Below are 20,547 nucleotides of genomic sequence, written 5' to 3'. Positions count from 1 at the left end.
GGCTCACCTCTTAGAATAAAGAGCTTTAATGAATATAAAATTTTTTGTAATGAAATATAATCAGAATTAAGCATAAAGCATCGTTGGAGTGTTTATTTAATGTGAAAAATTAATATAAATCGCCGCTTTTCCCCTGCTATGAAAGTAGTGCTTGCAGTTGGTGGTAATGCTCTTCTAAGGCCAGGAGATAGAGGTACTGCTGAAGAGCAAATGCTTCGTGCCAGGCAAACTGCTGAGAATATTTATCCCCTATTTCAAAAATTCAAGGTTGTTGTTACCCATGGTAATGGTCCTCAGGTTGGTGCTATACTTCTCCAGAATGAGACTGCTAAGAATGTAGTTCCTCCAATGCCCCTTGATATATGTGGTGCTATGAGCCAGGGTGAAATAGGATATATGCTTGAGCAGAGTTTTCAGAATGTTTTAGAGGAGAAAGGTGTAAACAAAGATATTGCAACAGTACTTACCAGAGTCATCGTTGATGAGAATGACCCTGCATTTGAGAACCCCACAAAGCCCATTGGTCCATTCTATACGGAGGAAGAGGCGAAGAGATTAGCAAAAGAGAAAGGTTGGCATGTTATTGAAGACTCTGGCCGAGGATGGAGGCGCGTTGTACCATCTCCCATGCCCCTGGAGATTGTTGAAAAGGATGTAATAGCGGAGCTCTTGGAGAAGGGGTTTGGTGTCATAGCTGTTGGGGGTGGAGGGATACCCGTTATAAGGAAAGGTAGAAAGCTCTTTGGAGTGGAAGGGGTCATAGATAAGGATCTTGCCTCTGCAGTTCTTGCTAGGGACATAGGGGCGGATAGATTAATTATTCTTACAAGCGTTGAAAAAGTGTATTTGAATTTTGGAAAGCCAGAGCAGAGAGGAATAGATGAGATGAGTGTGCAAGAAGCGAAGAAGTATATGGAAGAGGGGCATTTCAAGAAGGGAAGTATGTATCCAAAGATTCTCGCTTCCGTCCTTTATCTCGATAATGGTGGAAAAGAGGTACTTATAACCTCGCCAGAGAAAGTTCAAGATGCCTTAGATGGAAAAACAGGTACTTGGATTTACCCATAAAATTTTTTATCCACCCTACATATTCTGCATTTGTGAAGATCAACGATTTGGATTTGAGGAATTGGAAAAATTACGATGAAATTATAACGGATTCCCTTTGGCTCTTTCCCTCGAGAGATAATTCGGGTATGCATACCCCAAAGTATCATGGTAATTTTATACCGCAAATTCCTCGTCAAGCCATGCTCCGTTTTACAAAGCGCGGGGAATGGGTTTTGGATACCTTTGCGGGCCTTGGGACAACTCTAATTGAAGCAAAGCGGCTTGGAAGAAACGCAATAGGGATTGAAATCGATGAGAATACCGCAAATATGGCAAGAGAACTTATTGAACAGGAGGAGAACCCTTACAATGTTTATACTGATATTATCATCGGAGATTCTACAAAAGAGGAGACATATGAAGATCTCCCAAATTTTCAGATGGTAATTATACATCCACCGTACTGGGATATAATAAAGTTTTCTAAAAATAATGGGGACCTATCAAACTCCAAAACACTTAACGAGTTTTTGGAGAGATTTGAAAGAGTCGTTTATTTATCATCTCAACATTTGGATGAAGGAAGATACCTTGTGCTCGTAATTGGAGATAAGTACAGCAAGGGAGAATGGGTACCTCTTGGATTCTATTGTATGAATTCCGTTATGAAAAATGGTTTTAAACTTAAGAGCATAGTTGTGAAAAATATAGAAGAAAACAGGGGGAAGAGGGGACAGTATGCACTGTGGCGCTATCGTGCCCTTAAGGATGGTTATTATATTTTCAAGCACGAGTATGTTATGTTCTTCGTTAAAGATTCATAAAGTTGAAATATCAAAACTTCTTTCCTTTGGGAAATGTTTGCGTGGATTTACATTTTCTTGGCGGCACTCGTTAGCTTTATAATCGCTGCAAATAACTCTGCCAATAGTGTAGGTGCTCTGTATGGCTCTGATATTACTTCATATAATAAAGCCGCCATAATCTCTGGAACCTTTGTTATGCTTGGTGTTATTTTAGAAGGATGGAAGATGAGTGGAGCCATCGGGGGAGGCATAATTGAAGGAGAGCTAAGCGCTTTTATGTCTATAATTGTTCTCATAACCACATTAATTCTCCTATTTGTTTTCACCTATTTATCAATGCCCCTATCTGCTTCCCAGATTATGGTCGGAGCGGTTATAGGTGTTGCTTTATTTTATAGTCTTGTTATAAATTACCCATTTCTATCTTTAGTGGTTTTTTCTTGGATAATAACCTTTCTTGCAGGACTTATTTTTGCATACATAATTTACCACATAATAGTAAGAGTGGCAGAGGGTATGCATCTATTCTCCCTGAGTAAGTTCTATACCGTCTCTCTTTACTTCGGTGCTGCATTCATCGCATACACCCTTGGAGCAAATACCATTGGACTAATTGCCTCCTTAACTGCAAATTATTATGTATATGTAATCTCAGGAATATCTGCGTTCTTTGGTACACTTCTGTTTGGTAAAAGAACTGTTAGAACAGTGGGGAAAAATATAACATATTTGGATCCACCAAGAGCATTTGCCGCTTTGCTTGGGGGTGCTTTAATAGTAGAACTTTTCACTCAACTGCATCTTCCAGTATCCATGACCCAGGCAGTTATAGGTGGAATTGTGGGTACAGGGTTTGTTAAAGGATATAGGGAAATAAACAAGAATACAATAAAGAATCTTGCTCTCTCTTGGATTCTTGCCCCTATGTTGGCATTTGGGGTAGCCTATCTACTCATGGGTGCATTTTAGCGGTTATGAGAATTATAACATCCGAAGCATCTTCTGCCTTGTCGCTTATGGCATCTATCCACAGAATCATCTTTTCAAGCTGAAGGATGGAGAGCACATCTATACTGTTTTCCTCTCCGTATAATTTCCTTAAAAGTTCTAATTTAAGTTCGTCCGCTTGACTCTCGTATTTTTCCACTTCATGCGCCTTTTCTACGGCTTTGTGAACATTATCAAGAAGAGATATTGCAGATTCACACATAGTTTTCACGCTTTTTTGAGTTACTTTTAGATAATCCATAATTTGGCTATTTTTAAGAAATTCAATTGCCTCTTTAGATGGTTTTCTTAAACCGATTATTCTGCTAACTTGCTGAATTTTATCAATCACCTTATCTATCTGCTCTGAGAGGTTTATGAAAGTCATTCTATCCGCAGGGAATAGCAACCCCTCAGAGAAGAGGTATTCATTTTTTCTTCTCAAAGCATCCCCTTCCCTCTCCTTTTCATATATTTCTCTCTCTAATTTTGACATTTCTTCCCAGTCATCATCCAAAAGTGCCTGAACTTCTTTTATGAAAAGATCCATACATTGGAGGGCAACAGAAGCGTGTTTCCTATAATTCTCGATTGCCTCCTTCTCCTTCTTTGATTTGAACATCAGAGCCACCGCCGGGAATCGAACCCGGGACCTCCACCTTACCAAGGTGGCGCTCCACCGGCTGAGCTACGGTGGCTTGGTACAATGCCCTTATGAAATTCCACTACAAAAATATTTCTAAATAAAAAGTAAAGGAAAAATTACGCTAGGGCTTTTATTTCAGGTATCTCGGTACCGAGAAGATCATCATTTATCTCGTAAAGAATGCTAAGTATTTCAGCAAGGGCCTCCGCCTTCTTACCCTTAAGCTCCCAGAGTGCAGCTTCAAGGTCTTCAACCGTATGTTTCTTCAACCATTTCTCCACATTTTTCGGCATTTTTGGAATTTCATTTCCCATCTTTAACCCTCCTGTCATATTGTTGTCAGACAATTATATGACTAACAACTATTTAAAATTTTCGTGAAAAATTACCATTTTACCGCATAAAATTGAAAATTATGGAATATGACAAAAAGCATACATTATGGAAGAATATCCACACTAACATTTATCCAAGCATCCTCTCTTTTTACTTTAAATCCATACTTTTCGTAGAGATGAATGGCAATATGATTATCGCTTCTCACCCAAAGAGCCACATTCTTTGTGCTCTGATATGCCATGCTCATAAAATGTCCGATAACTCTACTCGCTAATCCCATATTGCGATATTCTTTTTTTGTTATAACTGCACCTAAAACCCAAACTTCTGGAAGATAAACTAGCGCAGAGGCTGAGCTTATAGCAAAACCATCCTTTATTATTGCGTATGTTTTTGCCTTCTCTACCAGGTATTCTGGATTTTCAAATAAATACGAAAGGATTTTAGAATCTTTTACCTCTTTTACCTCACCATCAAGGAAATAGAATTTTGGAGTTGCTGCCATAATATAAATTTTGTAAATTTTATCATCTCTTTTCCAAATATCCCGTCTATTCCAAGGAAGATGAATTATCGCTTTTTCCTCATCAAAATATTGGAGTAGATTTTCCATTGAGCTCTTTGAGCCATGGAGTATAACGCTGGGTATTGCAGCTCCCCGGTAAATAAGCATATATCCCCTTATACCATTATCCCAATCCACATAGAAATCTGTTTCTTCTCTCTCGTTTCTCAAATCCCATAGGGTGAACGGGTGGAGAGTGGGATCTTTAATACAGTATTTTTCAAGTTCTTCAAGATGCTCATTAATCACTATCATTCCTTATTGTATCTCTTCTATCTCTAAAAATTTTTGTTTTCAATGTTGATAATCAGATGAAAAAATTTAAATGCACAATTCAAGAATGCCCAACTATGACAGTTTCTGTAGCGCCTACTGGCATAAAAAAATTGGATGAAGCGCTTGGCGGTGGTTTTCCCAGAAATGGAATCTCGCTAGTGGTTGGTCCTTCTGGAATAGGTAAAACGATACTCTCAGTACAATGGCTAGCAGAGGGGGTTAGGAATGGTGAGACATGTGTTTATATCTCAACTACTCTACCCTCCGAGGCTGTTATAGCGTACTATGGAGATATGAAATTGCTGAAGGATGCGGTTGATAAAATACACTGGTATGATATGTACATAAGTCCGAAGGATTTGATACCATTTACAAAGGAGAAAATTTTGAAGATTTTTCATAAGGTTATGCCAGATTTCTTTGATGAACAGTTGAATTTGAAAAAGCCCATTGATAGATTAGTGCTGGATAGCTTAACTACTATTGAGAAAATTGTCGGTGATATTTCAATGTTCAGATATCTCGGAGCCACTTGGATAAGGTTCTTCCATGATAACAAGATTTCAACTATGTTAATTGAAGAAATGGATGAGGATGGAAAAAAGATGGGGGAAATGAGAAATTTTAGCGAGGCCACGATTCTTATGGATTTCATGGAGCATCAGAATATGCATATGAGAGCATTGAAGATAGTGAAGAGGTATGGGTTTAACCATCCAACATATTGGACACCTTTCCACATTAGGGAAGAGGGAATAATCCTATGAGCGTCAATTTGAAAGAGATAATAGATGAGATGTTAGACGACTCTAAAATAGTGATGGTGCTCACAAAGGCAGAGCTTAGAGCATTGTTAGGATATACCATAGTTGCTCATTTATTAAAGGATGATAACACCCAAGGACTATATGTGGCTTTGAACATTCCCCATACATCTGTGGAAAAGCGAATAAGGAGGATGGGGGCAGACCCCTCAAAGCTTTTCTTTGTGGATTGCATTACAGCTTCAATAAAAACCCCTGAGGAGAGAAATAATGTTATTTATCTTAATGAGCCTTCTGCTATGTTACTTGAGGGTGCAATAAGACATGGATTAAAAGTGTTGGAAGGCGAGAGGAATTTTGTTTATATTGAATCCATCAGCACTTTCTTAGCATACAACACTTATCAATCATTCATAAGATTTCTAAGGATGATAACTAACGAGATACGACTCTATGGCCTTGTAGGAATAATCTTTATGCTAGATAAAGAGCTTGAAGAGGTAGAATTTAGTCAGGTGACAACATTTGCGGATGATATCCTTGATTTAAGGAATTTAACTAGGGAGGACCTTGAGATGTGAGATACTTCATTTTGAATGCTTCTTCCACATCTATGCCCAGAACATTGGCTACTGAGAGAAGCCATGCAAATACATCTGCAACTTCCTCTTCTATACTTTTATTCTCTCGCACGGCTTTGAAAAGCTCACCCAATTCTTCCCCCAGCCACACCAAATCCGCATATACACCTCTTTCCCTATCTTTTTCTCCATAAACCTCCTCTATTATTTTTTGTGCCTCTTTTATTTCCATAGGTGAAAATTTCATCGTTCTTTAATCTTTTTTGCTCTGTAAAGATAAATTTCGTGGAAGGAGAACTTCTTTTGGGCTATTTTTTCGAATTTATAGGGCATTTCAAAGATTTTGTTCAATCTATTGAATGAGGAGAGAATTATATATATTTCTCCATCATCGGCTAAATATTTCCAAGCAACATCCAAGAATTTTAAAATGACCTCATCTCCGTATTTTCCCCCACCTGCCCACTGCAAATCTTTCAAATCTTTTGGATTCCCGGGCAAATAAGGGGGATTGAATATGATGGTGTCATATTTTCCATCTACATTTTCAAATAGGTCTGAAACTTTTGTCTCAATTTTTAAATTTTTAATCTTTGCCTCTTCTCTCAATCTCTTAACCGCCTCTTTGTCTATATCCACGGCTAGAACAGAACTGCCTGATTTTGCACATTCAATTGCAATTGCTCCGTTACCCGTGCCTACTTCTAGCACCTTTTTTCCACATCTTATGTTATCTAGCATTAGTAAAGTGTCCTCTGATACTGGATATACCTCCACTGAAAATGTTTATATTTGCATAATACATTATAATTTCGATAAAGGTGATGTGAATGGAGATAAAATGGCATGGGCACTCGTGCTTTGAGATTGGAGAAGGCACAAAAATAGTTATTGACCCCCACGATGGCAGGTCCCTGGGTATAAAAGCTCCAGTTGTAAAGGCAGATGTTGTTTTAATCACTCATCACCATTTTGACCATGATGCAGTGAGAGTTGTAAAGGGAAATTTTAAGGTTATAGATTCGCCAGGCGAGTATGAGATGGGAGATGTGCATATCAAGGGAATACCTGCTTATCACGATGAGCAATATGGAAAGAAAAGAGGGCAAATCACCATGTACAAAATTGAAAATGAAGGTATAAAATTATTGCATGTCGGGGACCTTGGTCATGTACTCACCTCTGAGCAGCTGGATGAGATTGGAAAGATAGATATCCTCTTTACCCCCGTTGGAGGAGTTTATACAGTGGATGCTAAAAAAGCATATGAGAATGTTAAACTCTTAAAACCAAAGGTCGTCATTCCCATGCACTACAAAGTTTCTGGTATGACTCTCGGTATCCAACCTCTGGATCCTTTTATCTCCTATTTTCCAGAGGATAAAGTAGAGCATGTCGGAAATTCGATAAATTTCACAAAAGAAGATTTGCCTAGGGAAACTCAAGTTTGGGTATTTATTCGATGATATCCAAGGCATTTTCTATTCTATCAACTTCTACATTACTTGTCTTATCTCCCACTATTGCCCCATAATCATTTGCGACTATGCTAGCCCCAACATACAAACTTCCATAGTTTGCTGTGGATATATATACGGGCACACCAAACAGGTTTTTCAAAAATTCTATCTCCTCATCTTTCACATTTGGATGCACAAGCATACCTTTGTTTGTGACTACAGCTGCCGAGCCAACGGTTTTTATGCCTCCTATCTCTCCCTTTACAACCTCAACATCTAACGCGTCTTCAATGTACTTTATCGTCTCTTTGTCAAAATCCACATGCACCAAGGCAGCTTTGTCATTAGCAAGAATGTCATTTCCTATGGCATTTATTTTATCTTCTACGAAAAACACATTTATCCTATCAAAAAGAAAGCTCACATCTTCATCCGAGGCAAAATTCGTTACTACCGCTCCCTTTGAATTCATAACCATCAAACTTCCAATTAAGGGAGAGCCACCAAGAGTGGTTTTAAATGTTTCCACATTAAGAGTTTTTTTGAAAATATCCTCGTTTATCTCAATATTCGGGAGAACCGCAATGCTATTATTGCAAGAAGCGTAAACTCCCACGAATGGACTGCCGTTTATGGATATTTTCTTGATCATTCAGGCATCAGTACTTCCACAGTATCCTCTTCTTCAAACTTTATTGCCTTTACCGTTATCTTGCTTGGAGGCTTTTGTATCCCCCTCTTCCATATAGCCTCATTTACCTGATTATCAATCCAAACATTCTCTATAGGCACCTTCATATGCCTTGAAATATAGGCTCTAAGAAGTTTTATTGCGTAATTTGCCCTCCTAGTTCTAGGAACCATCTTCGCCTTTCTTAATGGAACATTAAATATCATCTCTTTCTCTGCCATTTACATCACCCTTAAACCTTCAACTTATTGCGGCGCCAATTTCTCCTATGAGGATGCTGGGTGAATTTTCTATCTGTGCGCATCATCACCCAAGCAGGAACTCTCCTATTTGAGTTCATTTTCCTTATCAATCGCATTTTTCTTGCAACATGCTTATTTCTTGCCATTTTTATCTCCTCTCTATCCTTATCTCTCTTCTTTGAGATGTCAATCTGCTTAATATACTTTTTAACTCCTCATCGGTTATCATTCTTCCAATCCTTCCACTTTGAGCGAGGAGTATGAGCTGATTTTCCACCGCATTTGCAAGTTCAGGCCTTACGAGTTTCAACCTTGCGAGGCGCTCTCTCGCCTCCGGTTCCAATATCTGCCTAAGTATGGCCTGCCTCGCAGCTTCTTCCTCCAACCTCTTTTGCTCATCATTATTTTCTTGAGCTAGAACCTGCTGCTGCATTAGTTCCAGCATCTTTCTTCGCTTTATTTCCTCTAGCTCCTTATCGTCCATACCTCCTCACTTCGTGTATTTCTCCAATTCAGGAGATTCCTTAACTAATTCTTTCATTATTTCGTGAGCAACATTATCCATGAAGGACCTGCCCTTCGGGGTTATTACCCTTCCCTTTTTATCCTTCTTCACATAACCCAATGATTCTAATTGCTGTAGTGCTTTGCGCACTATCGCGCGGCTTCCTTTTCTAGCTTTGTATCTCTTTGAGCCCCTGTCCTCCTTACCACCGTACTCTGCTGCAAGCCTTGATGTACCTATTGGGCCCATAATGTATATTTTGCGTAGCACGGAGGCAAGGCGTATATACCACCAGTCCTCCTGCTCTGGGCCCTTCTCCTTGTGCACTCCCGTTGTAACCCATCTACTCCACTCTGGAGGCTCTATTTTCTCCTCTTTCAATTTTTCAGCCACGCTCGCAATTAGCTTCTCTGGTGGAACATCATACACAGTGACCATCTCAATCGCCAAACCGCCCTATACATTACCTATATAAGAGTATTTCGTTCTCAGAGCTTGATCTCTTCAACATAATCGCTCTTTAAAAGAATTTCGTAAATTTTCTTTGGCATATGCAAAACATCTTCTTTTCTGAGAATTAAATTCCTATCGGGTAGAGCAATTTTCAAACTTGGGGCTTTGACCCTAGCCAAGACATACTCCTCTATTTTCTCCCCCTTTTCCTCTTCCACATTTTTATCGATCTTTCTTTCCACCTGCTGAATCTCTTCTCTTCCATATATCATATTTTTATGACGCTCAATTGCCTCTTTTACCTCTCTATAGAGCAATTCCTCCTCCTTTGTTAAATTTTTCACATCTCTCTCATCCTTCCAAATGGTGAATAGAAGAATTTTTCTAACACGCAGGGCTATTATCTCATCCAACGATTTTTCAATCTTCTTTATTTCATCCATAATCCTGCCTGCTCTTTCTATGTCCATTTTCTCTACATATATCCTCGCTTCTACCCTAAAAGAATCAATTTTTTTTATTACATCTTCATAAAAATTCCTTTTCAATTTTTGCAACTCTTTCTTTCTCTCCTTCTCCTTCCGCTTTATCTCTTCAAGTTCGTTGAGTAATCCCACATTTCACAATGCTTCAACTTGTATAAATCTTTTTTGCACAGGGAAATAATTTATAGGATAGATGCGATATCAAATTATGGAACTTGCAGAATTTAAGAAATATGAGGATGAGGTTATAAGGCTAAGAAGAGATTTTCACATGCATCCTGAACTTGGATTCGAAGAGAATAGAACTTCTGGAATTGTCAGGGATTATCTTAATGATTTAGGTATAGAAACAAGGGTTATGGCAAAAACAGGTGTGGTTGGGGAAATAAATAATGGAGGAAACAAGAGAATCGCAATCCGAGCGGACATGGATGCTCTGCCAATAAATGAGGAAAATGATGTTCCTTATCGCTCTATATATCCGGGAAAGATGCATGCATGCGGCCATGATGCCCATACAGCCATGCTCTTAGTTACCGCCAAAATTTTAAGCCGGATGGAATTTGAAGGAAATATACGCTTTATCTTCCAACCAGCGGAAGAGGGTTTGAATGGAGCAAGGAAGATGGTGGAAGAGGGCGCAATAGATGGAGTGGATTCAATTTTCGGGCTTCATGTTTGGGCGAATTTGCCCTCTGGAAACATAGCAATCTCTTCCGGTCCTGTGCTCGCCAATGTTGATTTGTTCCGTGTTGTTATTGAAGGAAAAGGAGGCCATGGAGCATCTCCCCACGAGACGATGGATCCCATTGTGGCAAGCTCTTACATTATATCGTCCTTGCAAAGCATAGTGAGCAGAAATGTGGATCCTATGAAGAGTGCAGTTATTACAGTGGGAAAAATAAATGGTGGCACGGCTTTTAACATAATTCCAGAGGAGGTGGAGTTTGAGGGTACTGTGCGCACATTTGACGAGGATGTTCATAATTTGATTGAAAATAGAATAAAGGAGTTAATTGATAATGAAGCTAGGGCTTTTGGAGCAAAGGGGAAAATTGAGTACAGGCATCTGAATTATGCAACTGTTAATGATGAGCGCTTAGCTATAATTGGAAGAAAAGTGGCGGTCAGGATAATGAATGTTGTAGAGCAAGAGCCCGATATGGGTGGTGAGGATTTCTCTGAATATGCTCGTATTATACCCGGCTTGTTTGCATTCTTAGGTACTAGAAACGAGGGGAAGGGAATAATCTATCCACATCACAATCCAAGATTCAATGTGGATGAGAGTGCCCTTATTTACGGTGTGGCATTTGAGGTAAATATGGCTATCGAACTACTTAAAAATTGAGGCTAAAATTGGATAGTACTCGTGATCCCGCATTGCAACTCCCTCTTGAAGTGAAAGAAATAGGATATTTGGCTCTTTAGTTAGCACTCCGGTCTCTTCACCGAAATTTTCAAAGAAAGATACTATATCTCTGCTCTCTTTAAGGGATTTGAAAGGTGCTATGGCAACACCTTCGAGGGAATTGTAAGCCGTAAAGATTACATTTGACATGTCATATCCGAGAGCCTCTATTTTTATATTTTGCATTTTTTCCATAACTTCTGGATTTGAATTCCAGTGAGCGAATACCAGCACATCGTATCCAAGCAAGGGAAGGTTTGGGATTATTTTTTTAGATACATAACCTTCTGCAAATAATCTATCTTTGATTTTTGAGACACTTTGGGGAGCCATATTTAATCTCTTGGCAATATGTAAAATTTTTGCTTCGGGATTCTTAACAATCTCCATCATGACTTTAGCATTTTTCATACTGAGTTTTTTCATTCTTTCCTTCCTCTCACCTCTCTTTTCTAAATCCAACTTGAATTCTTTGCATATGAGATTTGAATAATCAAAAAATAATGGAATTTCTGTTATTTCAAAGGGCAGTATTACCATCTCTGTGTTCTCCCCTTTAAGAAATTCCCTAACACGAATCAATCTCTCTGCATAAATCAATCCCTTTACAACCTCTGTATAGTTCTTGGACACGGCGAGCACGAATCCTCTGTAAGATTCCGCAAATGAATAAAATACACCAGAAGAGAATTTAAGATTCGTTTTTAGAGTTTTGACCTCTTGTAGCACGTCCATCTTCTTTTTTGTTAAACTTCCATATCCAATAACTAAAAGCTCAAATCCAAGGGCTTTAAAATTTGGAATTATTGTTTCTTTGAATATTCCTTTTCCCCTCATCTTATTAATGCTTTTGTATACTGTCCAATAATTTAAATCTAAAAATTCTGCAAGTTCTCTCGCCGACATATCGGGATTTTTACACAGGGCACAGATGATTCTCTTCTCAACATCATTGAGTTTCATAGAACAGGATATGGGAAAATTGATATATAAAAATTTCCAAAAAAAGCAATAAAATGTTATTATAAGTTAAAAATATTGATAAATTTGGTTATGTAATTCCAAAAATTTAAATATCTGCTCTAAATACTCTCAATAAGGTGGTTGGCATGGAGTTGAGAGCTCTTGGAAATTTGGTAAGTAAGAGGCCCGTGGCTACGATAATAGTAATACTTCTCATAACATCCATATTTGGATTCTATACTGCCCAGATGCAGATGAGTGCAGATCTTAGTACTTTCCTTCCAAATGATGAAATGGTTAAGGCCCAGATGAAAGTGAGTGAGAATTTCGGTGATACGGATATTGTTCAGGTTATAGTTGTATCAAATAACACGCTTTCTAAATCATCCTTGATGGATATGCTTACAATTGAGGAGAATTTGCAAAATGATAGCATTATATCCAAGAATTTGAGAACTCCAAACTCTCCGAGCGAGAGTATAATATCCCCCGCGGATATCATTATAATGGGTAATATAACTCTTAATTTTGAAAATAAACTTACTGAATTGCTTAAAAATATGAGCGCTGAGATGAAGGGTCTTAATTTCACAGTTGCCCTTATACCCATGAGGATGATGAACTCTGTTATGAGTGATTACAGGGATATTTACGAAAATGCTACAGATATAAGAGATGATGCAAAAGACATAGTTCTTTTGATGTTCTCTAAACCATCTTCAAATGAAACTGGTATGGGTAAGATTGAGCCACTTTTGCAGAATTTGACCTATGTGCTTACCCAATCTAATAATTTCTCTGTAAAATCGAAGGTATTGACTATGCTCACTCCTCCTTTGGGAAATTCAACACTCGGAAATGAAAGTATGAATCCGTTGTTCAAATATTTTGTGGAGGATATACTTTCAAATATGAGCTTGGAGAATAAGAGTATCTCTGTGCATTATTTCTCTCTCACAAATACTTTTACGGAAAGTTCGTTGGATTACTCGCTCTCCTCTATAAATTCAGCCATAGATGGAAATAATCAGCTTATAAATGCTTTGAATATGGTGAAAGGTAGTATTATGAGTGGGGACAATGCCACCGCTTTATACATAATGAATAAAACGATTGAAGGTGTATCTTCGAATATTGCCCATATGTCTTTTGCGTACCCATATTATTATTCATTTAACAATTCACTCTCAAAGTTTCTCTACGATTTCAAAATGGGAACACTGACACCACAGGATGTAGAGAGTTTGAAAGAGAATACATCTGCTATGCTTACCATATCTTCTGGAGAGTTTAAAAATATGCTACAAATTTTGTATGATACATTGAATCAGTGGACACAGAGCAATTACATATCTTATGATCTTTTATACGAGGCAAATTCAACGCTTCCAGCGGTGCAGGGATTCTTGCAGAATTATCAAGGAGCCATTATGCTTAATAATTCTTTAACGAGTATAAAGATGGAAATAAATTATGCTCCTGTAGGAAATACAACTGCACATATTGAGTATCTCATAGGATATTTGAAAAATGCTAATGCGGAGTTGGAGAAGCAGAAGGAGTTTATAGAGAATGCTATGGGTGCCATGGACACACCATACTATCGCTGGTACACACAGATGCTCTCTGATTTAGATTATGTTTTGTACAACTCAAATGTGGCAGACTACGCTATGAATATTTTTGTGTTCACCCTTCAAATGATGAATGAAGGAGCTCAAGGAGGGAATATGGGTGATTTTACGATATTTTATTCTTTAAAGCATGCTTTTGATTCCAATGTCGCTCCTAAGTATAAAGAGGAGATACAGAGTATGTACCTAACCATAATGGGAATGATGAAAATAGGAAAGGGATATGAAGGAGAGATGCCTTCAATGCCCTCCTCTCCAAGTATCAAATTGCCTAATTTAAATCCATCATATGCGGAGAAAAAGAATATACTCAAAAATATGAGTTATGAAGACATAACCAAAACTGTTTCAAGCATTGAAAATTACAATGCATCAGAGTTTATGAATACCGTTAATTCCACAATACCAATAGTGGAAAATGCAAGTGCCAACATGAGCAGTTTTGCAAACGATATAGAAAAGTTAGTAAATAATATGGAGTTTGTTTATTCCACCACTGGGGACTATAATGTTAGCAACATGCTCAAAATGTATACGCAACTTCACGCGAATATATCTGCGGCTTCTAATGCCCTAGATTCCTTATCTTCAAATTTGCCGCATATGAGTGGATTTACCTATATGATGCACAGATTCTCAGGACAATTAAAAACTATGTTTTCTAAAGATTTTAATGGTAAAACTGCGAAGGCAGCAATGCTCATCGTTATGCTCAATGACACCAGATTACCCGGAGAGAGTGATGCCCAGCATAGTAAGAGAATGGAAGCTTTAGAGGAGAGAGTTGAAAGCATAGCAAAGGAATCGGATATCTCTAGCAAAGTTATGGTAATGGGTACTTATCTAATTTCACAGGCAACGGAGAAGACCTCCAATGAAACGATGAATGTCATATTTCCAATAGCGATAATACTTGTTATTGTCATTCTTCTCATAACATTCAGAAGCATAGTTGATACACTCCTTGGTATACTGGGTCTGGGGATGGCCATATCCTGGGCATATGGATTTGGAGTTATAATGAATTACAACTTCAATCAGATAAGCACCACTGTAGCGGTTCTCTTGGTTGGATTGGGTATAGATTATGCCATACATACTATTTTGCGTTATAGAGAAGAACTGAGAAAGGGTAGAAAGGTAAGAGATGCCATGAACGAGATGATAACTCATTTGGGGATGGGTCTTATTTTAGCAACGATCACTACAATAATAGCGTTCCTTTCAAATGTTTCCTCGCCTATCCCTCCAGTTAGTGATTTTGGAATAATGAATGCTGTAGGTATATTTGGCGCGTTCGTAATATTCACAACAGCGATTCCGGCGATGAAAATACTTATTGATGAACGCAGAGAAAAGAAGGGAAAATTGAAGATAAAGAAAGAGAAAGAAAGAGAGGGCTCAGGACTTATAGTACTGAATAAATTTATGGCTTTGAGTGCAATGGCAGCGGAGCATCACAGAATTGCAGTTATCGCGGCAGTTTTGCTCATAAGTGGCGTGGCTATTTACGGAGGAATGAATGTTAACACCACATTTGATTTGAAGGATTTTCTACCGCAGAATTTAGAGATAACTGATACTATAAACTTTATGATGGATCATTTTAACGCCTCTGGAATGAGTGATAATTATGTTCTCATTGAAGGAAATATCACTTCACCTTCGGCTTTGAAAGCAGTCCAGGCAACCATGCAAAATCTGAAAGATGATGATTATGTTGATTATTCTCAATCTTCAAGCATTACTACTCTTATCTCTGAGTGGAAAGAGAAGAATAGCACATTTGCGAAGATGGTGAGTGGTAACGATACAAATGGAGATGGTTTACCAGATAAAAATATCAAGGCAATATATGACTGGCTGTACGAGAACGCAAATGGGAAATCAATACTTCATAAGAGCAATGGCACATATGATTCAATGCTCATCATAATTCGCAGCTCTGCAAGCAACGACAAGGAAAATAAGATACTTACGAAAGAGATAGATGAGGATATTCAGCCTCTGAAAGATGCGGGATTGAAGGCCATACCCACTGGTACAAATCTTCTCACATTCCACATTCTTGATATGCTAGAGGGTAGCCAATGGCGCTCTCTGATGATAACGGTGATTGCATCCCTAATAGTCCTTACAATAGTGTTCTTGTACGAGAAAAGGAGCTGGATTCTTGGATTAATAACATCGATTCCTGTTGTGTTAGCTCTACTCTGGCTTCTTGGAAGCATGTATGCTTTGGGCATAAATTTCAATGTAGTAACAGTTACCATAACCTCTTTGACGATAGGTCTTGGAATTACCTATGCAATTCATATAACTCACAGATTCTTGGAAGATTGGGAGAGAGAGAAGAGCATAGAAGATGCAGTGAAGAAAACGGTTAGACATACTGGTACATCTATATTCGGTGCTGCTGCTACCACTATGGCGGGATTTGGAACTTTGATGTTATCTTCAATGCCTCCAATACAGCAGTTTGGGGAAATTGCCGCACTCTCAATTCTATACAGCTTTGTTCTCTCAGTGTTCATACTTCCAACATTCCTATATATGTGGGCATCATGGAGGGAGAAAAGAAACAAACTCTGATTTCTTCCTTTTTTTCAAAGAAAAATATAAATAGAGAAATCCTATTCCTCAAATACCCAGAAAATAAGGAGGCGATGAAAAATGGCAGAAGAAAACGTTGTATTCGTAGGAAAGAAGCCAACAATGAACTATGTACTCGCTGTTGTGACACAGTTTAACAGTGGTGTGAACACTGTGATTTTGAAGGCAAGAGGAAAGGCCATAAGTAAGGCCGTTGATGTTGCAGAAATTGTCCGCAACCGCTTTGTACCAAGCTTGCAGTATGGAGAAATAAAGATAGGCACAGAGAGCTTGCAGAGCGAGAAAGGAGAAACAAATGTCTCTTCCATCGAAATAGAGATGAAGAGGGAGTAATCCTTCCCCCTTATTTTTATTGTTTATTCTTTCTTCTTCTTGAAATTACTATTATTGCAAGCAACGGGATTATAAGTATTGCAAAGTCGTGAAATTCTGGCACTTCTGTTTTGTCGAAGTATATATCTCCATTACCGCTTCTAGAATCTGTCCAAACAACATAGAGCTTTCCACCGGCATACATTGCTGAGACAGTGCGATATACGCTTATTCCTGTACCATTATCACTTACTGTGATTGGATTGCTCCAACTTTGACCTCCATCATTTGATTCAATTATTGAAATATATCCGGTGGTGTTATCTAAATAGAAAACATATACATTTTGGCCATAGGCAACCACCCATGGATATTCCTCATCATCAGAGCTTAATGTTACTGGCCAAGGTGAGCTCCAAGAGTTACCGTTATTTGTAGAGGTTGTAATATATATATCGTAATCTTCACTTGAGAACTCTTCTTGAAATACCACATAAATAGTGTTTCCGGAGTCTGCAATGGATGGGTATTGGCAATTATCAAATTCATATTGAGTTATTTCGTTTAATTTCCAATTATTGTCTCCTAAATAACTATTGTTTATAACTGATACATACCATTGATATTCGTTGAAGAGTCCATTATCTCCATAGTAGTCAAATGCAATAAACACACGAGAATTTGTTCCTGAGGATATGGTTATAGAAGGATGACCAGTCCAATAGGTATTATTGAAAATGATAACATGCCAAGAATATCCCCCATTAGAGGTATACATGTATCCTAGAGATGAATTTGAAGAACTATTATGGTATTCAAAAGCCAGATAAATATAGTTGGAATACGAATAAGCTGATAAATTATATACATTACCCCACCAAGACGAGTTAGTATAGGAATAGAGTTTCCAAGTTGAAGAAGATGGTGTAAGTTTTAGAATTTGAAATGAAGCTCCTTGCTTGGTGTGATTTTCAAAGAATATGTATAAATTATCCTCTGAATCACTTATAATGATAGGGTTTGCATCATCATAATTTCTACTTGCATTTAACCTCTCTCCTGCCCATGTAGCTCCATCATCTGTAGAATATGCAAGAGCTATATCATGGGCACCATTTTTCCTTTCAAAACTCCAAACAGTCCAAAGGGTACCATTACTAGTAATTGTAATAGAAGGGCGCTCTTCGTATCTCCTATTTGAATTTTTTACTTGAAGTTTAACGTCCTTCCCAAATGAAAGTTGGGAAGCGGTTAATGTGCCTAATGATTTTGGCTTTATGGATCTTATTGAAGATGCTGTAAATGTTTTTGTAGTTAGATTTGTATGAAAACTGATTTTGTGCACCTTTAATGTATTTTTACTTTGTTTACTTTGCTCCAGAGGCACATCCGCAACATCCTTATCGTTGCGCCAGTCAAAGATGAATATGTATTCTTTACTATTCTTCGTTTCCACTCCCGTGTTGAGTTCCATTGCGTGGTATCCAAGCTTTGGTGAGATATGCTTTACGAATATCCATTTGCCGTTAGAGTAATTGTAGAGAGATGCATTGTAAACTATCCCATCCTTTCCAAACATCTCTATCTTGTAATCAGCCCCTATTGGATATTTTGGCAAAGAGTAGCCAGTATGAGTATTATTATCTGAATTTATGTAAATCTCAATTGTATCCATCCCCTTTATAACCTTGTGAGGTACTGGACCTATATAGCGATGAACTTGACGACCTGCATAGGGCTTGGGGAACCAGGATGGTATGGTAGTATTAAGCCACATATCTGGTCCGTATGGGTAATCAGGTATGCCATCACCATCAACATCTGGTAATTTTGTCCCGTTGACAATTACATAGCTTTCGTTATCGGGGATGCCATCATTGTTAAAATCATGGGGGTAAGGATCATATTTATCAGGTACTGTATCTCCATCGCTATCAGGAAGGTGAAATACTTCTATTTTGGGTACATCAGCACCTCCTAGTATCTTACCGCGAACTTTTAGAAACATGTAAAGGTACTGTGCATTATAAGCTCCGTATTGCAGCAAATCTATGTTTGGATAGCCATTTACTATTTTCCCATTTGGAGCTATAACATCATTGGACGAGTCATTTCTTAAGTAATTTTTCCAATCTGCAAAAGCCCCATCGATAACTGGATGTGATGGGATCTTGTTGATATATGCACCACCTGATATATCATTATCAATGTAATAAGGCATATTTGCCTCTATAGTGTTAATTTTGAGCATGAATGTCTTGGTTGAGAGAGATGCATTTTCAATTTTCACGGTTATAAACAATGTGGAATTGGAAGATAAATCCAGATTTAAGTTATTAAATTCAACATTTTTACCTTTGATATTTGCACTTGCTACATATTTGTCCCACGAGCCAAAAGAATCATTTTTATTTCCTTCATACAGTTCAATGCTTTTTATGGCAGAGAGCTCTGCATTTCCCATATCCTCAAGAACTATTCTATGAATTCTAATATTTTTTCCAATTATGTTGATTTTTAGAAGAGGTGTGTTTTGATATAACGGAATCAAATTGGTTAGCGTGCTTTCTTCTGCGATGAATGTATGCTTTCCATAGTCCATACAGGGTACGATTGCTTGTATTCCTTTATAGTCCGAGGAAATCACAAAACTCCTGAATCCGCTTACCTGCAAGTTTATAAATCCTTCAATCTGCCCATTTCTATCTATTGCCTTTATTCCACCAATATAGGTGAAATTATTGAAATCAAGCTGGTTTGTTCCATTAAATTTGTACAGTTCTTTTCCCTGTAAAGTCCTATTCCATCCATAGAGCTCAACCATGTAATCTGCACCGATCCCTTCCACAAGATATCCCGTGTGAGAGTTGTTATCTGTATCTAAAAATATGTATATTCCGCTGGCATTTGTAAATAGATTCTTGTTTGCATCTAGGTAAAAGTATATGCCTCCCGTAGAAATGTGGAATTTTACAAAATTCACATTTATGCTTTTATCCTCACTTTTCAGTCCATAATAGGGTATATTTTCAACCCATTCCTGGAAATTACCGTCAACTGCATAAACATAATGCTTCTCGAAAAATATCATTCCCACCAGGGGAGCTGAGATAATGAGAAACACTATTAATACGGAGATTAAAACTTTCCATCCCTTTTGTTGTGGTGCTTTTCTTCCTCCACCTGTGCCATTTACTATTCCAGTCCCGTTTACTATGCCGTTTTTAAAACCATTCTTAAACCCGTTTATATTACCAAACCCATTTGAGAGCCCCACCTTCTTTGGAGTAATTGTTGGCTGTGAGCCAAACTTCTTTTTCAATTTCACAGGTGGCTCTTCTCCCTTTTTGAGATAGAGCATATATGCCTTCTCGTAGGATTTTCTTGCATCTTTAAAGCTGCCCATCTTCTCGAGGATATCCCCGCGGATTTCCCAAACAACAGGAGAGTTTGGATACAATTTGGAGAGCCTAGTGTATTCTTCATACGCAGCTTTCAAATCCTCCTCAGAGGTAACCTTTCCCCACCTTTTTAAGAAATCATGACCAACTCCATTTTTGGAGTTCAAGCCTTTCAAGAATTTTTGAAGATTTTTTACCTCATCAGTATTGAGTGAGGATATGGAACTTATTTGCGAAGGCTCCGCATTAATAATATCCTCTACACTTTTAAAATTAGCCACTAGGGCATCAATATCATCGCGATTCAATCCATACTTTTCCAAGGCATCTCTAAGCACGAGGCAGTCTATGGGGGACTTATAT

Annotated in this window: 22 protein-coding genes and 1 tRNA gene; 9 read left to right on the top strand and 14 right to left on the bottom strand. The window is 38.0% G+C overall.

The window, feature by feature from the left end; all coding sequences use genetic code 11:
* Positions 1-138 precede the first annotated feature (138 nt).
* From arcC to ABOO_RS00200, 3 genes are read left to right on the top strand one after another with little or no spacing between them, the layout of a single operon-like run.
* Positions 139-1,068, top strand: a complete 930-nt coding sequence (gene arcC / locus ABOO_RS00210; protein WP_008085413.1) for a carbamate kinase — start codon at positions 139-141, stop codon at positions 1,066-1,068.
* Between the two features lie 32 nt (positions 1,069-1,100).
* On the top strand, positions 1,101-1,874 hold the full coding sequence (locus tag ABOO_RS00205) for a TRM11 family SAM-dependent methyltransferase (protein ID WP_012997024.1): 774 nt from the start codon (positions 1,101-1,103) through the stop codon (positions 1,872-1,874).
* A gap of 33 nt (positions 1,875-1,907) precedes the next feature.
* Complete coding sequence (locus tag ABOO_RS00200) at positions 1,908-2,825, top strand: inorganic phosphate transporter (protein WP_008085401.1); 918 nt, start codon at positions 1,908-1,910, stop codon at positions 2,823-2,825.
* Here the strand turns inward: ABOO_RS00200 and ABOO_RS00195 are convergent.
* From ABOO_RS00195 to ABOO_RS00180, 4 genes are all read right to left on the bottom strand, one after another.
* Entirely contained in the window at positions 2,809-3,465 is a 657-nt protein-coding gene (locus ABOO_RS00195; RefSeq protein ID WP_008085421.1) for a TIGR00153 family protein, read from the bottom strand. The genes ABOO_RS00200 and ABOO_RS00195 overlap by 17 nt on opposite strands.
* A 3-nt stretch (positions 3,466-3,468) precedes the next feature.
* Positions 3,469-3,541 (bottom strand) — tRNA-Thr (locus ABOO_RS00190).
* 64 nt (positions 3,542-3,605) lie between these two features.
* Positions 3,606-3,803 carry a hypothetical protein gene (locus ABOO_RS00185; protein WP_008085534.1) on the bottom strand — a complete coding sequence of 66 codons (198 nt, stop codon included), beginning with the start codon at positions 3,801-3,803 and terminating at the stop codon, positions 3,606-3,608.
* A gap of 125 nt (positions 3,804-3,928) precedes the next feature.
* Positions 3,929-4,648 carry a GNAT family N-acetyltransferase gene (locus ABOO_RS00180; protein WP_008085526.1) on the bottom strand — a complete coding sequence of 240 codons (720 nt, stop codon included), beginning with the start codon at positions 4,646-4,648 and terminating at the stop codon, positions 3,929-3,931.
* 95 nt (positions 4,649-4,743) lie between these two features.
* Here ABOO_RS00180 and ABOO_RS00175 point away from each other — a divergent pair, with 95 nt between their 5' ends.
* Positions 4,744-5,436 carry an RAD55 family ATPase gene (locus ABOO_RS00175; RefSeq protein WP_012997023.1) on the top strand — a complete coding sequence of 231 codons (693 nt, stop codon included), beginning with the start codon at positions 4,744-4,746 and terminating at the stop codon, positions 5,434-5,436.
* On the top strand, positions 5,433-6,014 hold the full coding sequence (locus tag ABOO_RS00170; RefSeq protein WP_008085420.1) for a hypothetical protein: 582 nt from the start codon (positions 5,433-5,435) through the stop codon (positions 6,012-6,014). The genes ABOO_RS00175 and ABOO_RS00170 overlap by 4 nt, the downstream gene beginning before the upstream one ends.
* Here the strand turns inward: ABOO_RS00170 and ABOO_RS00165 are convergent.
* Positions 5,992-6,246, bottom strand: coding sequence for a MazG nucleotide pyrophosphohydrolase domain-containing protein (locus tag ABOO_RS00165; protein WP_012997022.1), 255 nt, complete (start codon positions 6,244-6,246; stop codon positions 5,992-5,994). The genes ABOO_RS00170 and ABOO_RS00165 overlap by 23 nt on opposite strands.
* Positions 6,247-6,257: 11 nt before the next feature.
* Complete coding sequence (locus ABOO_RS00160) at positions 6,258-6,791, bottom strand: HemK2/MTQ2 family protein methyltransferase (protein WP_012997021.1); 534 nt, start codon at positions 6,789-6,791, stop codon at positions 6,258-6,260.
* A gap of 53 nt (positions 6,792-6,844) precedes the next feature.
* On the opposite strand from ABOO_RS00160, the gene ABOO_RS00155 reads away from it, so the two are divergent.
* Positions 6,845-7,480 carry an MBL fold metallo-hydrolase gene (locus ABOO_RS00155; RefSeq protein ID WP_008085490.1) on the top strand — a complete coding sequence of 212 codons (636 nt, stop codon included), beginning with the start codon at positions 6,845-6,847 and terminating at the stop codon, positions 7,478-7,480.
* Here the strand turns inward: ABOO_RS00155 and ABOO_RS00150 are convergent.
* The 6 genes from ABOO_RS00150 to ABOO_RS00125 are packed head-to-tail and all read right to left on the bottom strand — an operon-like array spanning position 7,470 to position 9,982.
* Positions 7,470-8,126 (bottom strand): translation initiation factor IF-6, encoded by a 657-nt coding sequence (locus ABOO_RS00150; RefSeq protein WP_008085465.1) that lies wholly within the window; start codon positions 8,124-8,126, stop codon positions 7,470-7,472. The genes ABOO_RS00155 and ABOO_RS00150 overlap by 11 nt on opposite strands.
* Positions 8,123-8,386 carry a 50S ribosomal protein L31e gene (locus ABOO_RS00145; RefSeq protein WP_008085423.1) on the bottom strand — a complete coding sequence of 88 codons (264 nt, stop codon included), beginning with the start codon at positions 8,384-8,386 and terminating at the stop codon, positions 8,123-8,125. The genes ABOO_RS00150 and ABOO_RS00145 overlap by 4 nt, the downstream gene beginning before the upstream one ends.
* Before the next feature lie 11 nt (positions 8,387-8,397).
* Complete coding sequence (locus ABOO_RS00140; protein ID WP_008085553.1) at positions 8,398-8,553, bottom strand: 50S ribosomal protein L39e; 156 nt, start codon at positions 8,551-8,553, stop codon at positions 8,398-8,400.
* Positions 8,554-8,555: 2 nt separating this feature from the next.
* On the bottom strand, positions 8,556-8,891 hold the full coding sequence (locus tag ABOO_RS00135) for a DNA-binding protein (protein WP_008085390.1): 336 nt from the start codon (positions 8,889-8,891) through the stop codon (positions 8,556-8,558).
* A 6-nt stretch (positions 8,892-8,897) separates the two neighbouring features.
* Entirely contained in the window at positions 8,898-9,350 is a 453-nt protein-coding gene (locus ABOO_RS00130) for a 30S ribosomal protein S19e (RefSeq protein WP_008085386.1), read from the bottom strand.
* 50 nt (positions 9,351-9,400) lie between these two features.
* Positions 9,401-9,982: a DNA replication complex GINS family protein gene (locus ABOO_RS00125; protein ID WP_008085397.1), complete on the bottom strand. Its 582-nt coding sequence runs from the start codon at positions 9,980-9,982 to the stop codon at positions 9,401-9,403.
* A 76-nt stretch (positions 9,983-10,058) separates the two neighbouring features.
* Between ABOO_RS00125 and ABOO_RS00120 the strand changes: the two genes are divergently transcribed.
* On the top strand, positions 10,059-11,201 hold the full coding sequence (locus ABOO_RS00120; protein WP_012997020.1) for a M20 metallopeptidase family protein: 1,143 nt from the start codon (positions 10,059-10,061) through the stop codon (positions 11,199-11,201).
* Here ABOO_RS00120 and ABOO_RS00115 read toward each other — a convergent pair.
* On the bottom strand, positions 11,187-12,224 hold the full coding sequence (locus ABOO_RS00115) for a winged helix-turn-helix transcriptional regulator (RefSeq protein ID WP_008085442.1): 1,038 nt from the start codon (positions 12,222-12,224) through the stop codon (positions 11,187-11,189). The two genes, ABOO_RS00120 and ABOO_RS00115, sit on opposite strands and share 15 nt — an antisense overlap.
* A gap of 146 nt (positions 12,225-12,370) precedes the next feature.
* Between ABOO_RS00115 and ABOO_RS00110 the strand changes: the two genes are divergently transcribed.
* Together ABOO_RS00110 and albA are read left to right on the top strand one after the other, a co-directional pair.
* Entirely contained in the window at positions 12,371-16,450 is a 4,080-nt protein-coding gene (locus ABOO_RS00110) for an efflux RND transporter permease subunit (protein WP_008085535.1), read from the top strand.
* Between the two features lie 81 nt (positions 16,451-16,531).
* Complete coding sequence (gene albA, locus ABOO_RS00105; RefSeq protein ID WP_008085422.1) at positions 16,532-16,804, top strand: DNA-binding protein Alba; 273 nt, start codon at positions 16,532-16,534, stop codon at positions 16,802-16,804.
* Between the two features lie 16 nt (positions 16,805-16,820).
* On the opposite strand, the gene ABOO_RS00100 is transcribed toward albA, so the two are convergent.
* A complete protein-coding gene (locus tag ABOO_RS00100; RefSeq protein WP_008085395.1) occupies positions 16,821-20,522 on the bottom strand; it encodes a sialidase family protein in 3,702 nt (1,233 codons plus the stop codon).
* Positions 20,523-20,547 lie beyond the last annotated feature (25 nt).

Source organism: Aciduliprofundum boonei T469, from assembly GCF_000025665.1.
Classification (GTDB): domain Archaea; phylum Thermoplasmatota; class Thermoplasmata; order Thermoplasmatales; family Aciduliprofundaceae; genus Aciduliprofundum; species Aciduliprofundum boonei.
The sequence above is the reverse complement of the archived record's forward strand: the minus strand, read 5'-3'. Positions and strand labels throughout refer to the sequence as shown.